We start from the raw sequence: 21,289 nt of genomic DNA on the forward strand, positions 1-21,289 counted from the left end.
CCGAGCCGCTTATAACACGCATGTTGATTCGGTTGATTCGTCCGGCAACCGTTGCGCCAGAAGGGTTTGAACACCCTCAGGAGGGGTAAACGCGATTCGTTCCACAGACGTCCACTAGGGAGGCAGCGCGCATGACATCCCATGTCTGCCCGGCGTGCGGTTATCCGACGCTCAAACCGGCTCTATGCGCGTTCTGCTGCCCCGGAGAAGTGTTCTCCGGGAACAACATTTTCGGAGCCCCTTTGATCCCCACGATGGCGAGGGAGTCGACGTGGGCCGGGGCCGGTGGCGCCGATCTGGTCACCCAAGGACCTGTCTGGTCGGGTTTGGCCAGCTAGTTGCAGCTGCCGCCGGTCGTAGACTGAGCTGACGCGGGCCCACGTTCCGCACCGACCTCAATGCTCACGACCGAAGGGGGCTCGATGGCCCGCTTCAGCATCCTGTTCCCAGCGGGTGATGCCGCAACGGGAGCAGACGCGGCGCCCGAATGCCTCTCCGATCTGCACCTCGACGAAATCATCACGGCCATCAACGCGGGGCACGCCGACGACGTCGATCGATACTTTCGCCAACCGCTGCCCGATGTCGCCGCCATCGAGCACCGCCATCAGGTGTTCCGGGATCTGCAGGACGAGCGCATTCGCCAGCCCATCACGGATTTCGTCAACGGCCTGCGAACGATGCGGCACCGGCGTGAGCAGGCGAGGGGACTCCGACATCCGTTGCAGCGGCAAGGATGGTTCATCTACGCGGTGCAGACTTACTGCGAAACCGTGGCGACACTGCGCCAGGCACTCGGCCGAGTAGCACCGACCTCTCGCGGATTGTCCGAGTTCTGTTCCTACTTAACCGAATACGTCGACAGCGACACCTTCCAGAGCCTGCTGGCCGATACCTCGACGGTCCGGGCTGCGTTGCATGACGTTCGTTACACCGTGCATATCCAAGACCGCCGCGTGCACGTCGAAAAATATTCCGGCCAAACCGATTACAGTCCCGACGCGGTGGCGACATTCGAGCGATTCGCGACCGAAGAAGCGATCGATTACCACGTCACCCATCGGGACTCGGCCGACATGAACCACGTTGAACGGCAGATCCTCGAGTGCGTCGCGAAGCTCTACCCGAACGCATTCAAACAGCTTGCGGAATTCTGCCGCCGTAACACCGGCTTCACCGAGTCCACCGTGATCCGGTTCGACCACGAAATTCGGTTCTATCTCTACTATCTGACCTTCGTGCGTCGCATGTCCGCAGCCGGCCTGCGCTTCAGCTACCCCGAGGTCACCGCCGAGCCGGGGGTGCTGGCCGCCGACGACGCCGTCGACCTCGCGTTGGCGATCAAGTCGGATCATCCGTTGGTGGGAAACGATTTCCGGTTCTCGGAGGCCGAACGGGTGCTGGTCATCACCGGTCCCAATCAGGGCGGCAAGACCACCTTCGCCCGGACCATCGGCCAGTGCGCCTATCTTGCCTCCCTCGGCTGCCCGGTACCCGCCGCACATGCCAGGTTCACGGTGCCCGACACGATCTACACGCACTTCGAACGACAGGAGAGCCTGACGACCCTGCACGGCAAACTCGAGGACGAACTGGTCCGGATCCACGAGATCCTGTCGAGTGCCACCGCCACCAGTCTGGTCATCCTGAACGAGAGCTTCGCCTCCACAGCCCTCAACGATGCTCTGCTGATCGCTACGAAGGTTGTTCGGCGCATTGTGGAAATACGTTGCACTGCAGTCTATGTCAGTTTCCTCGATCAGCTGGCCAGCGTGGATCGCGCGTGCGTCAGCATGGTGGGCGAGGTTGCACCCGACGACCCCGCGCGGCGGACGTTCAAGTTCACCCGTCGACCCGCGGACGGTTTGGCCTACGCCGCCGCGCTGGCGAACAAGTACGGACTCACCCACCAGGCCCTGCGACAGAGGATCGGCCGGTGAAAGTCCGCCTGCTTCATCCCGAGTCGGATTTCGACCTCAAGGCCCGATTGCCCTGGCGGCTCAGCATTCTCACCGAAGAAGACCTGGAGCTGGGCAGACTCTACGACGCAATGGCAGCCGGCGATCCCTTTCTGCTGGAAACCGCCAAGAAGGTGGTCCCATGGAGCGTGAGCGAGCCGGAGGTCATCCGGTACCGCCAACAGGTGCTCGCTGACTGCCTGGCCAATCGCGGTGTGGTGCAGAAGATGTACGACATCGCCTCCGCCGTTGAAGGAATCGAGCTGCGACACAAGGTGTTTCTCGGCGGTCTCAGTTCAGGCGACCCCGCGTTGATGCTGCGCCGCTCGGTCCGGATCCTGGAACTGCTCGTCACCACGTTCAGAGGGCTGCGTGGTCTGGCCGACGCATCAGCCGGTCGGTTCCGTTCGGCCGGGTTCGGGCAGTTCTTCGCGATGCTCGCCGAACTGATGCCCGACGACTATCTCGAGCGGTTCGAGGAATACCTGGCCGAATTGAATCTGCCCCGCGGGGTGTTGCTCAGCGCCCGGCTCGGACTCGGCAACCGAGGAGAACACCACGAATTACACCAACCGCCCCAGCGCAATCGGTGGGGCAGGCCGCTCGGAGGTTCCCGCGACGGGTACGGATTCGTCGTCGACAAGGAGGACATGGCCGGGGAGCAAGCGCTGGACAAGCTGGCCGGTCAGGCAGTCAACGACGTCGCCAGCGTGGTCACCCAGGCAGCCGAACATTTCCAGACGTTCTTCGGACGCCTGCGGCTGGAACTGGCGTTCTACCTCGGCTGCCTGAATCTGCATGATGCGCTGACGAAACGGTCTGTGCCACTGTGTGTTCCGGTGCCAGCACCGATCGGGACGGTCAAATTCGACACCCGGGGTCTGCGCGACGTTGCACTCTGTCTGACCACCACGAGGAAAATCACCGGAAACGACGTCGACGCCGACGGCAAGAACTTGATCGTCATCACCGGGGCCAATGAAGGCGGTAAGTCGACTTTCTTGCGCAGCGTGGGTGTCGCCCAGTTGATGATGCAGGCGGGCATGTTCGTCGCCGCAGCGGCGTTCAGTGCCAACGTCCGCGACGGTGTTTTCACCCATTTCAAGCGGGAAGAGGATGCCAGCCTGCGGCACGGCAAGCTCGAGGAGGAATTGGCCCGGCTCAGCGCGATGGTCGAGCACATGGGGCCGGGGTCGCTGCTGCTGTGCAACGAGTCGTTCGCCTCGACCAACGAGCTCGAAGGATCTCAGATCGCGCGGGGCATCGTGCACGCCATGGTCGAAAGCGGAGTCAGGGTGTTCTTCGTGACCCACCTCTACGACCTTGCGGACAGTCTGTACGCGCGTCAGGATCCGACTGACCTGTTTCTGCGGGCCGAGCGGCGCACCGATGGTTCGCGGACGTTCCGGTTGACCGCCGGCAGGCCCGAAGCCACCAGCTACGGCGAGGATTCTTTCCGGCGGATCTTCGGGATCTCTCGGGACGGGACGCTGTGAACGACGAACAACCACAACCGGGGAGCGCCACAACGGGTGGGCGTCACCGCCTACTCAGCCACCGATCCAGGGTCGCAAGGAGGTCCTTTCGGGGGATCCAGGCGAACTGGCGGTGGATCTTCATGCGTTGGACCTCTGAAGTGGCCAGGGGCGGGATCGAACCGCCGACCTTCCGCTTTTCAGGCGGACGCTCGTACCGACTGAGCTACCTGGCCGGAAGCCGGCAGGCAGCGTGTGCCTCGCCGTGCTGGCGACCCTGACGGGACTCGAACCCGCGACCTCCGCCGTGACAGGGCGGCGCGCTAACCAACTGCGCCACAGGGCCTTGCTCTGCTCCGCGGTCACCCGCGTCGCAAGTACCCCCTACGGGATTCGAACCCGCGCTACCGCCTTGAAAGGGCGGCGTCCTAGGCCGCTAGACGAAGGGGGCCAGAACCGAATCTCTCCGGGGCACTCGCAACGAGATCACCGTTGGGAGCCAAGTCAGCTTAGGGCACCCCGGGCCCAATCCTCAAACGAGGCCCAACCGGCCACCCAGTATCCTGAGTCTCCACGCCCCTATAGCTCAGTTGGTAGAGCTACGGACTTTTAATCCGCAGGTCGCAGGTTCGAGCCCTGCTGGGGGCACCGCGGCGCTGGTCACGTCCCGCTGCCGACGCGAAGTTGGGCGCACCGTTCGAATGCCGCCCCGCACGGTTATGCTCGCGGCTATGCTTCCGGACGTGACTTCCGTTGATGCCCAACCAAACGCCCCCGTAGCCCTGGTAACGCTGGAAATTCGTCATCCGGCCGCAGAGACCCTCACCGAATCGGCGAGCCGCGAGCTGAAGCAACAATTGCTCGCCGACCTGCCGATCGAGCGCCAGGCACAGGACGTCCAGTGGGGTATGACGGCTCCCGGCCAGCCCCCGCAGCCCGTCGCCGACCGCTTCGTGCGCTATTCCAACCGCGAGAACACCACGGCGGCGTCGCTGAAGAACCAGGCGATCGTCGTCGAGACCACCGCCTACACCAATTTCGACACCTTCCTCGACGTTGCGATGCGCGTGGTGGACGCCCGCTCGCGCATTTCCTCGATTGTCGGCGTCGAGCGCATCGGGTTGCGCTACGTCCTGGAGATCCGGGTACCCGCCGGCGTCGACGGCCGCATCGAATGGACCAACTGGATCGACGAAAGCCTGCTGGGGCCGCAGCGGCTGGCTCCCGGCGGGCTGACGCTCACCGAATGGCAGGGCGCGGGCGTCTTCCGGGAGGCACAGCCCGGCAGGTCGCTGATCGTCCGGTACGGGCCGGGGGTCGGCCAGGCCCTCGACCAGAGCTACCACCTGCGCCGGGTGGCACCGGCCGGGACGGGCCAGTTCTTCCTGATGGATATCGACAGCTTCTGGACGCCGCCCACCGGCGCGATCCCCGAGTACAACCGCGAGGCGCTGCTCTCGACCTTCCGGGATCTGTATGCCCCGGCGCAGACGGTCTTCCAGGACATGCTGACCACGCGCCTCAAGGACGACCTGCTGCGCGGGCAGCAGTAGCGCTCTACGACCCCAGCACCGCGCTGCTGTAGGTCATGTCGGCGAACGCCTGGGAAAGTTCGTCGTCGGGGTAGGCGAAGCCGTTGGCATCCTGCAGTTCCTTGACGGTGCGCGACGACGTCTGCCACCCCTCGCCGGACAGATGATCGAGGATGTGGCTGCGCTCGGCGTGGTAGACGAGGTCGTTGAAATCGACCTCGAACCCGAGTTCGGCCATCCGGTCGTAGTGTTCCCGCCACCGCCGGTCCTCGAAGATCCGGGTGTCGGGTACGAACTCGAAAGCCAGCCGGCTACCGGGCGCGCTCAACGCGGTGATGTTGTCGAACAACGCGTCCTGCGCGTCGCCGGGCAGGTAGACCAGCAGTCCTTCCGCGCTCCAGGCCGCCGGCGCCTGGGCGTCGAATCCCGCCGCGCGCAGTGCCGCTGCCCAGTCGTCGCGCAGGTCGACCGAAACGGTCCGGCGTTCTGCGGTCGGCTCGGCACCCAACTCGCTGAGCGTCCGCGTCTTGAAGTCGATCACCTCAGGCATGTCGACCTCGTAGACGACGGTGCCGGCCGGCCACGGCAGCCGATAGGCGCGCGCGTCCAGGCCGGAGGCCAGGATCACGAACTGTGCGATCCCGCTGCGGGCGGCGTCCAGGAAGAAATCATCGTAAAACCTTGTGCGACAGGCCATTCCCTGGGCCATCCGGTCTGGATCGAACCCAGCCTCGGCGTCGGCGGGAATCTCGCCGTTCACCAGCCGGACATAGACGTCGAGGCCGGCCGCACGCACCAGGGGCGCGGCGAACGGGTCGTCGATAAGGGCACGCTCGGAGGCCAGCGCACGCTGAGCCGCGACCATGGTGGCCGTCGCGCCGACACTCGTAGCCAAATCCCAACGATCGCGATCGCTACGCACGACCAACTCCCCTCAGCAAAAAATATAGATAATCTAGTTAGTATCACGTTCGGTCGAGACCGGCACGATCGGGACTACGCTGCGATCTGTGACCGACTTCGCCCAACGCACCATCGATCTCGCGCGCCGCAACGTCGAAGAAGGTGGTCGCCCGTTCGCGACCGTGATCGTCAAGGACGGCGAAGTCCTCGCCGAGAGCGCCAACAAGGTGGCTCAGACCAGCGACCCGACCGCACACGCCGAGATCTTGGCGATCCGCGACGCCTGCACCAGGCTGGGCACCGAGCACCTGGTCGGCACCACCATCTACGTGCTGGCCCATCCCTGCCCGATGTGCCTGGGCTCGCTCTACTACTGCTCACCTGATGAGGTCGTCTTCCTCACCACCCGCGATGCCTACGAACCGCACTACGTCGACGACCGCAAATACTTCGAACTGGCCACCTTCTACGACGAATTCGCCAAAGACTGGCAGGACCGGCGACTGCCCATGCGGTACGAGCCGCGCGACGCCGCGGTCGACGTCTACCGGCTCTGGCAGGACCGCAACGACGGGCAGCGTCAGGCAACCGCCCTGCCGGAGTGAGCGGATCCGGTCAGACCTCTGAGCAGTAGTGATTGAGGCTGCCGCGCCGCTCCAGCGGCGGCAGATTGCGCGCGGCCGTCTGAGGCAGCGGCGCGTCGGCCGGAATGCGCCCGCTGGCACGATCCAGACCGGCGCGGGCCCGCGGATGCTTGCGGTATCTGGGCGGGACGAAGGCGAAGATGGCCCGCACCAGGTTCCCGAAGCGCCGATGCAGCCACTCGTCGCGGGCAGACCACTGATAACCCAACCGTTCCCGCACAGCCGGATGGTAGAAGCCGAGCGTGAGCCAGACGAACATCGGCCGGGACAGCTTGGTCAGCGCTGCCCACACCCGATCCGGAATCCAGGGCGCGATCGGCGGCTTGTCGTAGATCGTCAGATCGAGTACGGCGCGCGTCGCATAGTTGTCTTCTAACACGTTGCGGCACATGTGATCCCAATAGTCCTGGAACTCCTCCCAGGTCTTGGGCACCGGCCGCATGCTCATGCCGTACATGCGGTACCACTGGATGTGCTCGTCGAACAGTTGGCGTTTGTCCGCCTCGGACAGTCCGTCGCCGAACCGCTCGGCCACCAGGATGGTGCCCATGAAAAATGTTGAGTGCGCCCAATAAAAGACGTCGGGATTCAGCGCGTGGTAGCGCCGCCCCTGATCGTCGACACCCTTGATGCCGATGTGGTAGTCGCGCACCTCGGCGCCCGTCGTCGGCGCCCGGTCACCGTCGAAGACCACCCCGCCGATCGGGTACAGCGACCGCAAGACCCGCGGCAACGGCTCTTGGAAAAACGTCGAGTGTTGTTCGACCGCCGCACCCAGTTGGGGGTGCATGTTCTGCATGGACCCGGCGAACGGGCCCTGCAATATGCCGCGCCAGTCGCCGAAATACTTCCAGGTCAGCGAACCCGGGCCGAGCGGGGTCGGCGGCGCCTCGTAGCCGGACGACACCGGACAACCGGCGGCCACCACCTCATCGGATGGGGCATCATCGCTGGTCAGCGGGCAGCCGGCAGACGTATCTTGAGTCACAAGTGTTCAACCTCGGTTCTCGACCATTCTGACTACGCGCGTTGTCAGAATCAATCTTAGGAGCAGAAGTGCAGGGGGGTCAACGGCGGGGGCGCTGGTCGGGTGTTCCCGTGCAGGACCGCCATGCCCTGCGCCGTGACGACCTGGTCGCCGCGGGCGTGCAGTTACTCGGCGGGGAACACGGCCCGGCGCTCACTGTGCGCGCCGTCTGCCGGAAAGCCGGTTTGACCGAGCGCTACTTCTACGAGAGCTTCGCCGACCGCGACCAATTTGTCCGCGCCGTCTACGACGACGTCTGCACCAAGGCGATGGCCGCTCTCACCTCAGCGAAAACGCCACGCGAAGCCGTCGAGCAATTCGTCGCGCTGATGGTCGACGACCCGGTGCGCGGCCGGGTGTTGCTGCTGGCTCCCGCGGTGGAGCCGATACTGACCCAGTCCGGCGCGGAGTGGATGCCCAACTTCATCGCCCTGCTGCAGCGCAAGTTGTCCCGCATCGCTGACCCCGTCGTCCAGAAACTGGTCGCCACCAGCCTGATCGGCGCGCTGACCGGATTGTTCACCGCCTACCTGAGCGGGCAGCTGGGCGCCAGTCGCGAACAGTTCATCGACTACTGCGTCGACATGCTGCTCAGCACCGCCGCTACCTACGTACCGCTGGCTGATTTCCCCGCCGGCGACGCTGCCCAGGATTAGCGCCGGACGCCCTCGGGCACCCGTTTCGAATGTGACCCGAGCGTGATACGCCACACCGCCGAGAAACTTGATGCTACTGATAGACACAGATATATTGACTGCAACCCAAAGACACAGATAACTGGAGGGATCATGTCAGCCGAGCTGACCAACCTGCAGCTTTTGCACGAGCTCGAGCCGGTCGTCGAGAAGTACATCAACCGGCACGAGAAGATGCACAAGGACTGGAACCCGCACGACTACATTCCGTGGTCGGATGGCAAGAATTTCTACGCTCTCGGCGGGCAGGACTGGGATCCCGAGGAAAGCAAGCTGTCCGACCTCGCGCAGGTGGCGATGGTCCAGAACCTGATGACCGAAGACAACCTGCCGTCGTATCACCGCGAAATCGCCATGAACTTCGGCCTGGACGGACCCTGGGGACACTGGGTCAACCGGTGGACCGCCGAGGAGAACCGGCACGGCATCGCGCTGCGCGACTACCTGGTGGTGACTCGTGCGGTCGACCCCTATGAGCTGGAGAAGCTGCGCATGGAGGTGGTCAACCGGGGCTTCAGCCCAGGCCAGAACCACCAGGTCCGCGACGACCTGTTCGCCGAGAGCCTCTTCGACTCCGTCATCTACGTCACGTTCCAGGAACTGGCCACCCGGATTTCGCACCGCAACACCGGCAAGGCCTGCAACGAGCCGGTCGCCGATCAGATGCTGGCCAAGATCTCCGCCGACGAGAACCTGCACATGATCTTCTACCGCGACGTCAGCGAGGCCGGTTTCGAGATCTGCCCCAACCAGGCAACGAAGTCGCTGCACAAGATCCTGCGCAACTTCCAGATGCCCGGCTTCCAGGTTCCGGAATTCCGTCGCAAGGCCGTATTCATCGCCGTCGGCGGCGTCTACGACCCCCGCATCCACCTCGACGACGTGGTGATGCCGGTGCTGAAGAAGTGGCGGTTCTTCGAGCGCGAGGACATCACCGGCGAGGCGGCCGCGCTGCGCGACGACCTGGCCCTGTTGATCAAGGAACTCGAGCAGTCCTGCGACAAGTTCGAGGTGTCCAAGCAGCGTCAACTCGACCGGGAGCTCCGCACCGGCAAGAGGACCACTGCGTTCGAACTGCACCAGACCGCGGGCAAGCTGACGATGAGTCGCCGGTAGGGGTCTTGCGTATCGGTCCGATCACGCTGGCCAGCCCGGTGGTGCTGGCACCCATGGCCGGCGTGACCAATACCGCGTTCCGCACCCTGTGCCGGGAACAGGAGCTGGCCAAAGTCGGCACGGTGAGCGGGTTGTATGTGTGCGAGATGGTGACCGCCCGCGCGCTCGTCGAGCGCCACCCGGTCACCATGCACATGACGACCTTTGCGCCGGACGAGTCACCGCGCTCGCTGCAGCTCTACACCGTCGACCCGGACACCACCTACGCCGCGGCGAAAATGATCGCCGACGAGGGGTTGGCCGACCACATCGACATGAATTTCGGTTGCCCGGTGCCCAAGGTGACCAGGCGCGGCGGCGGGGCGGCCCTGCCGTTCAAACGGCGGCTGTTCGGCCGCATCGTCGCCGCCGCGGTGCGCGCCACCGCGGGCAGCGGTATCCCGGTGACGGTGAAGTTCCGCATCGGGATCGACGACGAGCACCACACCCACCTGGACGCGGGACGGATCGCCGAAGCCGAAGGCGCCGCAGCGGTGGCGCTGCACGCCCGCACCGCCGCGCAGCGTTACTCGGGCACCGCCGACTGGGAGCAGATCGCCGCGCTCAAGCAGCAGGTGCGCACGATCCCGGTGCTGGGCAACGGCGACATCTACGACGCCACCGGCGCCCTGGCCATGATGGCGAGCACCGGCTGCGACGGGGTGGTGATCGGCCGCGGCTGTCTCGGCCGGCCCTGGCTCTTCGCCGAGTTGTCGGCAGCTTTCACCGGCCGCCCGGCGCCGACCCCGCCCACCCTCGGCGAAGTCGCCGACATCATCCGCCGGCACGGCGTGCTACTGGCCGCGCATTTCGGCGAGGACAAAGGCATGCGCGACATCCGCAAGCACGTCGGATGGTATCTGCACGGCTTCCCGGCCGGGTCCGACCTACGACGGGCATTGGCTCTGGTCACGTCCCTCGACGAACTCGACGAACTTCTGGAACGGCTGGACGGCAGCGTCCCCTTCCCGGAGGTCGGCAGTGGCCCACGCGGTCGGCAGGGGTCGGCAGCCAAGGTGGCGCTCCCAGCGGGCTGGCTGGAGGACCCCGAAGACTGCCGAGTGCCCCAGGGCGCCGACGTCATGCACTCCGGCGGCTGAGTTCGGGTAGCCGAACCGAGACGCTACTGAAATCGCGCCTCGGCCAAGAAATCAGTACGATATGAGCCCTACTGCAGTTGCGCGGCACTTGTCCGATGGTGCTGCGCCTACTCATGCGCACGTTCGGAGGCCAACAAAGAATGAGTGACGGCGAGAAGGACGCCACTCCCGGCCTCCCGCGCAGCTCCGGCCGCGATGATGACTGGCTTACCGCAGAAGCGTCGGCAATGCCAGGCGCCGCGCCGTGGGAGCGCTTCACCGAATCTGCAGTGGACGAGGACCTGTGCCGATGGTCGGGCAAACCCCCAGCCGTCGAGACTGATCAGCGTCCGGAGCAGGCCGACACCGCGGCCGGCCACGACCGCGGCCCGCTCAGTGTCGCCGATCTGATCGCCAAGCTCGGTGCGACTGTTTCCGAGCGCCCGCGGCACCATCACGTCGCCGGGGAGCCCGAGGACGCTGACGAGCCGCAGGTCGCTGACGAGCCCGAAGAAGAGCCGGCATCGCCGGCATCGCCCGAGATTGCCGAAGTCCAGCGGCCCGTGCCGCAATCCGACGAAGCACCCGACCGCGACGACCTGACCGACACCCAGATCCTTCCCATCCCCGCCTACTCGCTGCAACTGCAGTCGGAGCTGCCCGACCTGGGGTCCGCCCATTACCCGCTCGACCCCGACGACGAGGACGCCGGCTCGGCAAAGCCGCGACGCAAACGATTCCGAAGGATCTCCGCGGCTAAGGACAACGGCCCGAGAACGCGCGAGGCGAAGCGGCGCAACCACCGCGGCCTGTTGATTGCGGGCCGCGCCGCGGTCGCCGTCGTCGCGGTGCTGGCTCTGGTAATGACCGGTGGCGCCTACCAGTGGAGCGCATCGAAGAACAACCGGTTGAACACCGTGAGTGCGCTGGATCCGCAATCGGCGGACATCGTCGACCCCAATGCCCAATACGGCGACGAGAACTTCCTGATCGTCGGCATGGACTCCCGCCTGGGTGCCAACGCCAACGTCGGGGCCGGCGATACCGAGGATGCGGGCGGCGCCCGGTCCGACACCGTGATGCTGGTCAACATCCCGGCCGACCGCAAACGAGTGGTAGCGGTGTCGTTTCCCCGCGACCTGGCGATCAATCCGATCCAGTGCGAAGCCTGGAACCCCGAGACGGGTAAGTACGGCCCCATCTACGACCCGAAGACCGGCAAGACGGGTCCGCGCATGGTCTACACCGAGACCAAACTGAACTCGGCGTTCTCCTTCGGCGGGCCCAAGTGTCTGGTCAAAGTCATCCAGAAGCTCTCCGGCTTGAGCGTCAACCGGTTCATCGCCATCGACTTCGTCGGCTTCGGGCGCATGGTCGAGGCTCTCGGCGGCGTCGAGGTGTGCAGCACCACGGCGTTGAAGGACTACGAGCTGGGCACCGTCCTCGACCACGCCGGACGCCAGATCATCGACGGGCCCACCGCGCTGAACTATGTGCGCGCGCGCCAGGTCACCACCGAGAGCAACGGCGACTACGGTCGCATCAAGCGTCAACAGCTGTTCTTGTCGTCGCTGCTGCGAACGATGATCTCCGAAGACACGCTGATGGACCTGAACAAGCTCAACAACGTCGTCAACATGTTCATCGGCAACAGCTACGTCGACAACGTCAAGACCAAGGACCTCGTCGAGCTGGGTCGATCACTGCAGCACATGGCGGCCGGGCATGTCACCTTCGTGACCGTTCCGACCGGGATCACCGACCAGGACGGCAACGAGCCGCCGCGCACGGCCGACATGAAGGCGTTGTTCACAGCGATCATCAACGACGATCCGTTGCCGCTGGAGAACGACCACAACGCGCAGACGCTCCGGCCGCGCACGTCGGGGACCACCACCACACCCTCGACCGCCAGCAAGGCGCCGGAGGCGACTCCGACCAACGAGACGCGCCGGGAGCAGGTCATCACCACCTCGCCGCAAGAGGTCACCGTGCAGGTGTCCAACGGCACCGGCACCACCGGGTTGGCCGCCACCGCCGCCGGCCAGCTCAAACGCAACGGGTTCAACGTCATGACGCCCGACGACTACCCCAACACGTTGAAGGCCACCACGGTGTTCTTCTCGCCGGGCAACGAGCAGGCCGCGGCGACGGTCGCCGCCGCCTTCGGAAACTCGAAGGTAGAACGGGTCACCGGAATAGGCTCGGTGGTTCAGGTGGTCATCGGCTCGGACTTCAACGCGGTGAACACGCCGCCGCCCAGCGGCTCCTCGGTGAGCATGCAGATCAGTCGCGCGTCCGGCAGCACTCCGACCAGGCTGCCGGAGGACCTGACGGTGACCAACGCCGCGGACACCACGTGCGAGTAGCAGGACGTGCGGTGCTTCACTCCGATTCCGGCCGCTAGAACGTAGGCTCTACCCATGCGGACCGCTTACCACGAGCAGCTCACGGAACTTTCTGAGCGCCTCGGTCAGATGTGCGGGCTGGCCGGGATGGCAATGGAGCGTGCTACGCAATCGCTCCTGCAGGCCGATCTGGTGCTGGCCGAACAGGTGATCACCGACCACGAACAGATCTCGGCGCTCAGCACGCAGGCGGAGGAGAGCGCCTTCGTACTGCTGGCGCTGCAGGCGCCGGTCGCCGGGGACCTGAGGTCCATCGTCAGTGCAATCCAGATCGTGGCGGATATCGACCGGATGGGGGCGCTGGCCCTGCACGTCGCCAAGATCGCTCGGCGTCGCCATCCCCAGCACGCGCTACCCGAAGTGGTCAACGGCTACTTCGCCGAGATGGGCCGTGTCGCAGTCGAATTGGGCAACAGCGCGCAAGAGGTGCTGATATCCCGCGATCCTGAGAAGGCCGCGCGGATCCGCGAAGAAGACGACGCGATGGACGACCTGCACCGGCACCTGTTCAGCGTGCTGATGGACCGGGAGTGGAAGCACGGTGTGGCCGCCGCCGTCGACGTGACCCTGCTGGGCCGGTTCTACGAACGCTTCGCCGACCATGCGGTCGAGGTGGCCCGGCGGGTCATTTTCCAGGCCACCGGCACGCTGTAGCCAACCTCAGCCGAATCGGCCGGAGATGTAGTCTTCGGTGGCCTTCTGGCTTGGGTTGGAGAAGATCTTCTCGGTGTCGTCGATCTCCACCAAACGGCCGGGCTTGCCGGTGGCCTCCAGGTTGAAGAACGCCGTCTGATCGCTGACCCGCGCGGCCTGCTGCATGTTGTGGGTGACGATGACGATGGTGTAGTCCTGCTTGAGTTCGCTGATCAGTTCTTCGATCGCCATCGTCGAGATGGGGTCCAGAGCCGAACACGGCTCATCCATCAGCAAAACGTCGGGCTGGACGGCGATGGCCCGGGCGATACACAGCCGCTGCTGCTGCCCACCGGACAATCCGCCGCCCGGTTTGTCCAGCCGGTTCTTGACCTCGTCCCACAGGTTGGCGCCGCGCAGTGAATGCTCGGCGGTCTCGGCCAGCAGCTTGCGGTTGCGCACGCCCTGCAGCTTCAGACCGGCCACCACGTTGTCGCGAATCGACATGGCGGGGAACGGATTCGGCCGCTGAAACACCATTCCGATGGCGCGGCGCACTCCCACCGGATCGATGCGGGTGCCGTAGATGTTCTCGTCGTCGAGCAACACGCTGCCTTCGACCCGTGCACCCGGGATGACCTCGTGCATCCGGTTGAGCGTGCGCAGCACGGTCGTCTTGCCGCAGCCGGACGGGCCGATGAACGCCGTCACGCTGCGCGGCAGCACCGACAATGACACGTCTGCGACCGCGTGAAACGACCCGTAGTAGATGTTGACCTCGTTGAGGTCCAACCGTTTGGCCACTGCTACAGCTCCCGCCTTGATACTGCTTCGGGTCACGCCTTCTTCGGGGCGAGAACTCTCGCGACCACCCTGGCCCCGACGTTGATCATCGCAATCAACAGGACCAGTGTCAGCGCGGCACCCCACAGTGCATCCGTGGGAACCGGATTCTCACCGGCGCCCGCATTCGTCTGGTGATAGATCATGCCGGGCAACGAGCCCATGAACCCGCCGAAGATATCGAACTTCGTCGCGCTCGAGTAACTGACCAGGACCAGCAGCGGTGATGTCTCGCCCAACACCCGGGCCAAGGCCAGCATGATGCCGGCCAGGATGCCGGACAGGCCGGTCGGGAGTACCACCCTGGAGATGGTCTTCCACTTCGGTATTCCCAGCGCGTAACTGGCTTCGCGAAGGTCGACCGGGACGATCCCCAACATCTCCTCGGTGGCCCGTGCGATCACCGGCAACATCAGGACCACCAGCGCCAGCGCCACCGCGAACTGCGAGCGCGGCAGACCCAACACCGCGACCCACACCGCGTAGATGAACAGGGCCGCCACTATCGACGGCAGCCCGGCCAGGATGTCCACCGTGAACGTGACCAGGCGCGCCATCGCACCGTCGCCCCCGTACTCGGCGAGATAAATCCCGATCGAGATCCCGAGCGGAATCGAGATCACCGCACACACCAGCCCCAGCAGCAGCGTGCCGACGATCGCGTGCAGAGCCCCGCCGCCGGCCGTCGAGACCGAGATACCCGCCTGGGAATGCGTCCACCAGCAGCTGGAGCCGAGTGCCTTCATCCCGCGGACCACCACCGCGCACAGCACCCACACCAGCGGTGCCAAGGCCAGCAGCATCGCTGCGTTCACCAGCAGGGTGGCCACCCGGTCGGCGAATCGGCGGCGCCGACTGAGACCCGAGATTTTTCGCCACTTCAGGGGGCGGTCCAGGAAGGAGGTCATCGCGCTCCCCCGGCCCGCGACCCGGACACGGCGCGCCGCGCCAGCGCGTTGACCACGAACGTGAGGAGGAACAGCACCAGCCCGGCAGCAATGTAGGCACCGGCGCGGTAATGGTTGTCGAATTCGGGTGCGTTGGCGGCGATCTTGGTGGCGAGGGTCGAGCCGCCGTCGAACAGCGACCAGCCGAACTCCTCGCGGGTGCCACGCAGGATGATCAGCAGCGCCATCGTCTCCCCCAGGGCGCGGCCCAGACCCAAGGCCGCGCCGCTGACGAAGCCGGATCGCCCGAAGGGCAGCACGGTCGACTTGACCACTTCCCACCGGGTGGCGCCGAGAGCCTGCGCGGCCTCGATCTGGTCCGGTGGTGTCTGGGCGAACACTTCACGGGTGACTGCGGTGATGATCGGCAGGATCATCACCGCCAGCACGATCCCGGCGGTGAACAGGGTGCCGCCACCGCTGATCGACCCGTCACCGGCGGCGAACAGAGACCACTGACCCAGGTGGGCGTTGAGCCAGCCGGCCGCCGGACGCAGCTGGGGCGCAAGCACGTGCAGGCCCCACACGCCGTAGATGATCGAGGGCACCGCAGCCAGCAGGTCGACCAGGTACGACAGCGGCGCGACCAGCGACTGCGGCGCGTAGTGGGTGAGGTAGAGCGCCACCCCCAGCGCCACCGGCAGCGCCACGACCAGCGCGAACAAGGACACGAAGACCGTAACCTGCAGCTGCTCCAGAATGCCGAATCGCAGCGTCGCGGCATCGGTGGTGATCCAGGTGCCGGCGTAGGTGAAGAAATTCTCCCGGTTGCGCGACAGCGCCGGTAAGGCCTGCAGGAGCAGGACGACGCCGATGGCTGAGAGCAGGACGACGATCAGCGCCCCGGAGGCCGCGGACAGCCGACGAAAAAGCCGATCCGCCAGGCGGGGTTCGGGGAGCCCCCGTGAACTGAGCGGAATGACCTGTGGTTCGGGAAAGGGCGCGGCCACGACCTCGCCCGAACCTGCGTCGGCTGGGTTCGGCGTCGTCATGGCGATGCTCAGGTGGCGGCCGCGTAGGCGGTGTCGACGCTGTAGACGGAGAAACCCGTCTTCTCGTAGGTCCGCACCGCGGCCTTGTTGTCGGATTCCACGTACAGCAGCGCGGTGGGATCGGGCCGGTCAGCCAGCCGCTGCGCCAACGAGGCCAGGCCGATCGACGTCAGCGTCTGCCCCAGTCCGCGGCCCTGCGCGGCGGGGTCGACGCCCAGCACATAAACCTCCCCCAATCCCGCGGTGCCGGGATGCACCTTGGTCCAGTGAAAGCCCAGCAGTCTCTCGTCTCCGTCCGCGGGGGCGGCCGAGTACGCCAGGAACAGCCCGTCGGGATCGAACCACGGCTCGCCGCGCCGCTCGTCGAGATCTCGTTCGGTCCAACCCCCCTGCTCCGGGTGGTAGGAGAACGCAGCGTTGTTCACGCGCAGCAACTCGTCGTCGTCGGACGGGCCGGCGTAGGTACGGATCCGCAACCCACGCAGCCGATCGGGGTGCACCGGGGCGGGCGCATCGCGCAGCGGACGTCGCATCTGCAGCAGTTCCCGCACGGCGACCAGATCCAGCGCCGCGGCGGTGGCCCGGGCCGCCGCCAGCGTGCCGTGCGCCCAGAACTGGTTGCCACCACCCGATTTGTCCAGGGCCGAGCGCGCCAGTGCGGTCCCGATGCCACGCTGCCGGTGCTGCGGGTGCACGACCAGTTCGGCCATCGCGGCGGCGTCATCTCGCGCGGACGTGAGATTGAGGTACCCGACGACGGCACCGCCGTCATCACCCTCGACGGCCAGCAGATGATGGGTGCGCTGCTGCGGCAGCTCCCGCAGCACCTGTTCTCCGACCGGCGCGACCTCATCGAATTCTGTTGCCGCGCTGATGATCTCACGGATCGCGCGTTGGTCCTCGGCGGTCAGCGCCGAGCGCCAGGTCAGGGTGGTCACTGACTGCGCAACGGGTCGGCCAGCGGGTCCTGCAGACCGTCTGCCTCGGTTTCGTCCTCGGACTCGGCGGCCGCCGGACGACCGCGCGCAGGCCGAACCGCCTTGTAACCGACGTTGCGGACAGTGCCGATCAGGGCTTCGTGCTCGGAGCCCAATTTGGCGCGCAGCCTGCGGACATGCACATCGACAGTGCGGGTGCCGCCGAAAAAGTCGTATCCCCACACCTCGTGCAGTAACTGAGCACGGGTGAACACCCGGCCGGCGTGCTGGGCCAGGTACTTGAGCAGTTCGAACTCTTTGTAGGTGAGGTCGAGCGGACGGCCGCGCAGTCGGGCGGTGTAGGTGCCTTCGTCGATCACCAATTCGCCCAAACTGACCTTGCCGACGCTTTCCTGATCGGCCAGACCTCCGCGCCGACCGACCACCAGCCGCAACCGGGCATCGATCTCGGCCGGCCCGGTACTGGGCAACAGGATCTCGTCCAGACCCCAATCGGCACTGACCGCCACCAGCCCGCCTTCGCTGACCACGGCCAGCACCGGGACCGACCTACCGGCCGTACTCAACAGCCGGCACAGACCGCGCGCCCCCGACAGGTCGTTACGCGCATCGACCAGGACGACATCCGCGTTGCCTGCCTCCAACAGCGAAGAAGCTTCCGCCGGCGCCGTCCGCACGGAGTGAGGGAGCAGCGACAGCGACGGTAGGACCGGATCGGAATACAGCTCCGAGGTCAGCAGTAGTAGCTCCAACAAGCCCCTCCAGCGTTCGTGGGTAAGGCCTCCAGGCACATCGCGACACATCGCGTTAGCGGCCAGAACATCTAACGATAACGTGCCACCTGGTCTTTGGCCTTCTGACAGGGCGTCGCGGCCCACCGGTACCAGCGGTTAGACCAGCGGATTCGCCGCCGCGCGGCGGTTGTGACCAATGCAACATGGCCCGCGGCGATGTCACAATATGGCGATGCGCAAGATGCTGGTCGGTGCTACCGCCACGGCGATCACTGTCGGTGTGGTCGGGTTCGGTGCCCTCGGCGTCGATTACGGCGCCAGCATCTACGCCGAATACCGGCTCTCGACCGCAGTTCGCCACGCCGCCGACCTGGGCTCCGATCCGTTCGTGGCGATCCTGGCCTTCCCGTTCATTCCGCAGGCGATGAACCACCGCTACAACGAACTGGAGATCAAGGCCTACACGGGAGACCAGCCGGCGGTCGGCCGGGCACTGCTCGAGGCCACCATGCACGCGGTGGACCTGACCGACGCATCCTGGCTGATCAGGCCGGACGCCAAAATTCCGGTGGGCGAGCTGGAGAGCCGCATCATCATCGACTCGGTGCACCTGGGCCGCTACCTGGGCATCACCGACCTCATGGTGGAGGCACCCCCGCAGGAGTCCAACGACGCCACCGGCGGGACCACCGAGTCCGGAATATCCGGCAGCCACGGACTGGTGTTCAGCGGCACCCCGAAATCGGCGGACTTCGACCACCGCGTCAGCGTGTCGGTGGACCTGTCCATCGCCGCCGAGGACCCCGCGACGCTGGTCATCACCCCCACCGGTGTGCTGACCGGCCCCGACACCGCCGACCAGCGCGTTCCGGATGACAAGCTGACCGCGGTGCTGCGCGCCTTCACCGGCAGGTTGTACAGCCAGAAATTGCCGTTCGGCGTGGCGCCGAACACCGTCGGGGCCCGCGGATCCGACGTCATCATCGAAGGCATCACCAACAACGTCACCATCCGACTCGACGACTTCAAACAGTCCTGAGCTTCGGTCCGGTTATCGCTGTTGGCTTGATCACTATGTCATTGGGTAAGCTGACCGACGTGTCAGCCCGCGCCGAGCTTCTGCTCACCAAGTGCCGCACAGTCGACCTGTGCCGCACAGCGGGTTGTTGCTGTTGCTGTAGCTGCTGAGTAGCCGCGCCTCATCTGCGCAGCACTCGGAGCAGCCCGGAATCCCCCCGTGGCATCTCCCCATGCGCAACAGGCATACCTAGGAGTAAGTCCGTGTCGAGCACTACCACCGCCCGAGTGCGTGGACGTCCGCGCCGCCCAGCGGTCGGCTAGCGCTCGAAAATTCACAAGAGAAATCGAAAGGATCCCACCATGGCACGCTCCGACGTCCTGGTCTCCGCCGACTGGGCGGAGAGCAATCTGGATGCCGCAGGCGTCGTCTTCGTCGAGGTCGACGAGGACACCAGCGCATATGACGGCGGTCACCTGCCCGGCGCGATCAAGCTGGACTGGCGCAGCGACCTGCAGGACCCGGTCAAGCGCGACTTCGTCGACGCACAGCAGTTCTCCAAGCTGCTCTCCGACCGCGGCATCTCCAACGACGACACCGTGATCCTCTACGGCGGCAACAACAACTGGTTCGCCGCCTATGCCTACTGGTATTTCAAGCTGTACGGCCACGAGAAGGTGAAGTTGCTCGACGGCGGCCGCAAGAAGTGGGAACTCGACGGCCGGCCGTTGTCCAGCGATCCGGTCGACCGGCCCGCGACCTCCTATACGGCCGCCGCGCCGGACAATTCGATCCGCGCCTTCCGCGACGAGGTGATCGCGGCCATCGGCACCAAGAACCTCATCGACGTGCGTTCGCCCGACGAGTTCTCCGGCAAGATCCTGGCCCCGGCGCACCTGCCGCAGGAACAGAGCCAGCGGCCCGGCCACGTCCCCAGCGCCATCAACGTGCCGTGGAGCAGGACGGCCAACGAGGACGGCACGTTCAAGTCCGACGATCAGCTGGCCAAGTTGTATGCCGACGCCGGCCTGGACGGCACCAAGGAAACGATTGCCTACTGCCGAATCGGGGAACGATCGTCGCACACCTGGTTCGTGCTGCAGGAGCTGCTCGGACACCAGAACGTGAAGAACTACGACGGCAGTTGGACGGAATACGGCTCCCTGGTGGGTGCCCCGATCGAGTTGGGAAGCTGACATGTGCTCTGCGCCAAAGCAAGGACTGACGTTGCCCGCCAGCGTCGACTTGGAGAAGGAAACCGTGATCACCGGTCGGGTCGTCGACCGGGACGGTCAAGCCGTGGGTGGCGCCTTCGTGCGTCTGCTGGACGCCTCCGACGAGTTCACCGCGGAGGTCGTCGCCTCGGCCACCGGCGATTTCCGGTTCTTCGCCGCGCCCGGTTCGTGGACGTTGCGGGCGCTGTCCAAGCTGGGCAACGGAGACGCCGCGGTGGCACCGCAGGGCGCCGGCGTCCACGAGGTGGACATCAAGATCGCCTGACCGCCTGCGAAGTCACGCGGCTGCGGCGAATAGACTCGGCGTCGTGGTGCTGTTCTTCGAGATCATGCTGGTCCTGGCGACCGGGGTCATCTCCTGGTTTGCGCTGTATGCGCTGTACCGGTTGATCACCGACGAGTCGTGACCCCCAACGACGGCGATGCCGCGGCAGACGACGCGGCGGGTTCGGCGGACCGTGCTGTCGCCGCCGCGGCCGAACGCGCCAAGCTGACCGCTGCCCGCAACATTCCCGCGTTCGACGACCTGCCGCTCCCCTCCGACACCGCCAACCTGCGCGAGGGCGCCAGCCTGAACGACGCGCTGCTGGCGTTGCTGCCGCTGGTCGGGGTGTGGCGCGGCGAGGGTGAGGGCCGCGGAACACACGGCGATTACCGATTCGGCCAGCAGATCGTGGTCTCGCACGACGGCGGCGACTACCTGAACTGGGAAGCCCGCTCGTGGCGCCTGAACGAATCGGGCGGCTACGACGAGCCCGGGCTGCGCGAGTCGGGTTTCTGGCGTTTCGTCAGCGACCCCGACGACCCGACCGAGTCCACGGCGATCGAGCTGCTGTTGGCGCACTCGTCGGGATACGTCGAACTGTTCTACGGCCGGCCGCTCACCCAGTCGTCGTGGGAGCTGGCCACCGATGCGCTGGCACGCAGCCGGTCGGGCGTGCTGGTCGGCGGGGCCAAACGGCTCTACGGCATCGTCGAAGGTGGCGATCTGGGCTACGTCGAGGAGCGCGTAGACGCCGACGGCGCCCTGGTGCCGCACCTGTCGGCACGGCTGGCCCGCTACGTCGGCTGAC

Annotated in this window: 20 protein-coding genes and 4 tRNA genes; 14 read left to right on the top strand and 10 right to left on the bottom strand. The window is 65.8% G+C overall.

The features are described from left to right. Positions 1-422: 422 nt before the first annotated feature. Both AC5Y5Z_RS16930 and AC5Y5Z_RS16935 read left to right on the top strand, forming a co-directional pair. The gene (locus AC5Y5Z_RS16930; protein WP_499926447.1) at positions 423-1,940 is read left to right on the top strand and encodes a MutS-related protein; all 1,518 of its coding nucleotides are present in this window, start codon (positions 423-425) and stop codon (positions 1,938-1,940) included. Further along, entirely contained in the window at positions 1,937-3,454 is a 1,518-nt protein-coding gene (locus AC5Y5Z_RS16935) for a MutS-related protein (RefSeq protein ID WP_499926449.1), read from the top strand. Before AC5Y5Z_RS16930 ends, AC5Y5Z_RS16935 begins: the two co-directional genes overlap by 4 nt. Positions 3,455-3,595: 141 nt before the next feature. Here AC5Y5Z_RS16935 and AC5Y5Z_RS16940 read toward each other — a convergent pair. The 3 genes from AC5Y5Z_RS16940 to AC5Y5Z_RS16950 all read right to left on the bottom strand — a co-directional run bounded on the left by AC5Y5Z_RS16940 (position 3,596) and on the right by AC5Y5Z_RS16950 (position 3,884). Then, a tRNA-Phe gene (locus AC5Y5Z_RS16940) sits at positions 3,596-3,669 on the bottom strand. A 33-nt stretch (positions 3,670-3,702) separates the two neighbouring features. After that, positions 3,703-3,779, bottom strand: a tRNA-Asp gene (locus AC5Y5Z_RS16945). 32 nt (positions 3,780-3,811) lie between these two features. Beyond that, positions 3,812-3,884 (bottom strand) — tRNA-Glu (locus tag AC5Y5Z_RS16950). A gap of 124 nt (positions 3,885-4,008) precedes the next feature. Between AC5Y5Z_RS16950 and AC5Y5Z_RS16955 the strand changes: the two genes are divergently transcribed. Beyond that, positions 4,009-4,081 (top strand) — tRNA-Lys (locus tag AC5Y5Z_RS16955). Between the two features lie 83 nt (positions 4,082-4,164). Beyond that, entirely contained in the window at positions 4,165-4,986 is an 822-nt protein-coding gene (locus AC5Y5Z_RS16960; RefSeq protein ID WP_463828480.1) for a TIGR04255 family protein, read from the top strand. A gap of 4 nt (positions 4,987-4,990) precedes the next feature. Here AC5Y5Z_RS16960 and AC5Y5Z_RS16965 read toward each other — a convergent pair whose 3' ends face one another. Continuing rightward, positions 4,991-5,830 (bottom strand): SAM-dependent methyltransferase, encoded by an 840-nt coding sequence (locus tag AC5Y5Z_RS16965; protein WP_463828510.1) that lies wholly within the window; start codon positions 5,828-5,830, stop codon positions 4,991-4,993. A 145-nt stretch (positions 5,831-5,975) separates the two neighbouring features. Here AC5Y5Z_RS16965 and AC5Y5Z_RS16970 point away from each other — a divergent pair, with 145 nt between their 5' ends. Then, a complete protein-coding gene (locus tag AC5Y5Z_RS16970; protein WP_463828479.1) occupies positions 5,976-6,473 on the top strand; it encodes a nucleoside deaminase in 498 nt (165 codons plus the stop codon). A 10-nt stretch (positions 6,474-6,483) separates the two neighbouring features. On the opposite strand, the gene AC5Y5Z_RS16975 is transcribed toward AC5Y5Z_RS16970, so the two are convergent. After that, a complete protein-coding gene (locus tag AC5Y5Z_RS16975) occupies positions 6,484-7,500 on the bottom strand; it encodes an oxygenase MpaB family protein (RefSeq protein WP_499926451.1) in 1,017 nt (338 codons plus the stop codon). A gap of 68 nt (positions 7,501-7,568) precedes the next feature. Between AC5Y5Z_RS16975 and AC5Y5Z_RS16980 the strand changes: the two genes are divergently transcribed. The 5 genes from AC5Y5Z_RS16980 (at position 7,569) to phoU (ending at position 13,530) form a co-directional block, all read left to right on the top strand. Continuing rightward, entirely contained in the window at positions 7,569-8,195 is a 627-nt protein-coding gene (locus AC5Y5Z_RS16980; protein WP_499919483.1) for a TetR/AcrR family transcriptional regulator, read from the top strand. Positions 8,196-8,327: 132 nt separating this feature from the next. Continuing rightward, a complete protein-coding gene (locus tag AC5Y5Z_RS16985; protein ID WP_463828476.1) occupies positions 8,328-9,350 on the top strand; it encodes an acyl-ACP desaturase in 1,023 nt (340 codons plus the stop codon). 5 nt (positions 9,351-9,355) lie between these two features. Beyond that, complete coding sequence (dusB, locus tag AC5Y5Z_RS16990; RefSeq protein WP_499926454.1) at positions 9,356-10,489, top strand: tRNA dihydrouridine synthase DusB; 1,134 nt, start codon at positions 9,356-9,358, stop codon at positions 10,487-10,489. A gap of 140 nt (positions 10,490-10,629) precedes the next feature. Beyond that, the gene (locus AC5Y5Z_RS16995) at positions 10,630-12,837 is read left to right on the top strand and encodes an LCP family protein (protein ID WP_499926456.1); all 2,208 of its coding nucleotides are present in this window, start codon (positions 10,630-10,632) and stop codon (positions 12,835-12,837) included. 54 nt (positions 12,838-12,891) lie between these two features. Beyond that, on the top strand, positions 12,892-13,530 hold the full coding sequence (gene phoU / locus AC5Y5Z_RS17000; RefSeq protein WP_463828474.1) for a phosphate signaling complex protein PhoU: 639 nt from the start codon (positions 12,892-12,894) through the stop codon (positions 13,528-13,530). Positions 13,531-13,536: 6 nt separating this feature from the next. Here phoU and pstB read toward each other — a convergent pair whose 3' ends face one another. From pstB to AC5Y5Z_RS17025, 5 genes are read right to left on the bottom strand one after another with little or no spacing between them, the layout of a single operon-like run. Next, positions 13,537-14,313, bottom strand: coding sequence for a phosphate ABC transporter ATP-binding protein PstB (pstB, locus tag AC5Y5Z_RS17005; RefSeq protein WP_463828473.1), 777 nt, complete (start codon positions 14,311-14,313; stop codon positions 13,537-13,539). A 32-nt stretch (positions 14,314-14,345) separates the two neighbouring features. Beyond that, on the bottom strand, positions 14,346-15,260 hold the full coding sequence (pstA, locus tag AC5Y5Z_RS17010) for a phosphate ABC transporter permease PstA (RefSeq protein WP_499919480.1): 915 nt from the start codon (positions 15,258-15,260) through the stop codon (positions 14,346-14,348). Continuing rightward, on the bottom strand, positions 15,257-16,291 hold the full coding sequence (pstC, locus tag AC5Y5Z_RS17015) for a phosphate ABC transporter permease subunit PstC (RefSeq protein WP_499926459.1): 1,035 nt from the start codon (positions 16,289-16,291) through the stop codon (positions 15,257-15,259). Before pstC ends, pstA begins: the two co-directional genes overlap by 4 nt. Before the next feature lie 8 nt (positions 16,292-16,299). Continuing rightward, a complete protein-coding gene (gene mshD / locus AC5Y5Z_RS17020; protein WP_499926461.1) occupies positions 16,300-17,229 on the bottom strand; it encodes a mycothiol synthase in 930 nt (309 codons plus the stop codon). Continuing rightward, positions 17,226-17,984, bottom strand: a complete 759-nt coding sequence (locus AC5Y5Z_RS17025) for a winged helix-turn-helix transcriptional regulator (RefSeq protein WP_463828469.1) — start codon at positions 17,982-17,984, stop codon at positions 17,226-17,228. The genes mshD and AC5Y5Z_RS17025 overlap by 4 nt, the downstream gene beginning before the upstream one ends. Positions 17,985-18,189: 205 nt before the next feature. Here AC5Y5Z_RS17025 and lmeA point away from each other — a divergent pair, with 205 nt between their 5' ends. The 4 genes from lmeA (at position 18,190) to AC5Y5Z_RS17045 (ending at position 21,288) form a co-directional block, all read left to right on the top strand. Then, positions 18,190-19,002: a mannan chain length control protein LmeA gene (gene lmeA / locus AC5Y5Z_RS17030; RefSeq protein WP_499926463.1), complete on the top strand. Its 813-nt coding sequence runs from the start codon at positions 18,190-18,192 to the stop codon at positions 19,000-19,002. Positions 19,003-19,343: 341 nt separating this feature from the next. After that, entirely contained in the window at positions 19,344-20,177 is an 834-nt protein-coding gene (locus AC5Y5Z_RS17035; protein WP_463828467.1) for a sulfurtransferase, read from the top strand. A gap of 1 nt (position 20,178) precedes the next feature. Next, positions 20,179-20,481, top strand: a complete 303-nt coding sequence (locus AC5Y5Z_RS17040; RefSeq protein WP_463828466.1) for a DUF1416 domain-containing protein — start codon at positions 20,179-20,181, stop codon at positions 20,479-20,481. Positions 20,482-20,619: 138 nt separating this feature from the next. After that, entirely contained in the window at positions 20,620-21,288 is a 669-nt protein-coding gene (locus tag AC5Y5Z_RS17045) for a heme-binding beta-barrel domain-containing protein (protein ID WP_463828465.1), read from the top strand. Position 21,289 lies beyond the last annotated feature (1 nt).

The sequence above is a fragment of the Mycobacterium sp. NGS29 genome, from assembly GCF_059812965.1.

What these genes read in the sequence shown, in the direction of transcription:
- AC5Y5Z_RS16930 (WP_499926447.1), top strand. Translation starts at nt 423, where the DNA reads ATGGCCCGCTTCAGCATCCTGTTCCCAGCGGGTGATGCCGCAACGGGA.
- AC5Y5Z_RS16960 (WP_463828480.1), top strand. Translation starts at nt 4,165, where the DNA reads ATGCTTCCGGACGTGACTTCCGTTGATGCCCAACCAAACGCCCCCGTA.
- AC5Y5Z_RS16965 (WP_463828510.1), bottom strand. Translation starts at nt 5,830, where the DNA reads ATGGTCGCGGCTCAGCGTGCGCTGGCCTCCGAGCGTGCCCTTATCGAC.
- AC5Y5Z_RS16985 (WP_463828476.1), top strand. Translation starts at nt 8,328, where the DNA reads ATGTCAGCCGAGCTGACCAACCTGCAGCTTTTGCACGAGCTCGAGCCG.
- AC5Y5Z_RS16995 (WP_499926456.1), top strand. Translation starts at nt 10,630, where the DNA reads ATGAGTGACGGCGAGAAGGACGCCACTCCCGGCCTCCCGCGCAGCTCC.
- phoU (WP_463828474.1), top strand. Translation starts at nt 12,892, where the DNA reads ATGCGGACCGCTTACCACGAGCAGCTCACGGAACTTTCTGAGCGCCTC.
- pstA (WP_499919480.1), bottom strand. Translation starts at nt 15,260, where the DNA reads ATGACCTCCTTCCTGGACCGCCCCCTGAAGTGGCGAAAAATCTCGGGT.
- pstC (WP_499926459.1), bottom strand. Translation starts at nt 16,291, where the DNA reads ATGACGACGCCGAACCCAGCCGACGCAGGTTCGGGCGAGGTCGTGGCC.
- lmeA (WP_499926463.1), top strand. Translation starts at nt 18,190, where the DNA reads ATGGCGATGCGCAAGATGCTGGTCGGTGCTACCGCCACGGCGATCACT.
- AC5Y5Z_RS17035 (WP_463828467.1), top strand. Translation starts at nt 19,344, where the DNA reads ATGGCACGCTCCGACGTCCTGGTCTCCGCCGACTGGGCGGAGAGCAAT.
- AC5Y5Z_RS17040 (WP_463828466.1), top strand. Translation starts at nt 20,179, where the DNA reads ATGTGCTCTGCGCCAAAGCAAGGACTGACGTTGCCCGCCAGCGTCGAC.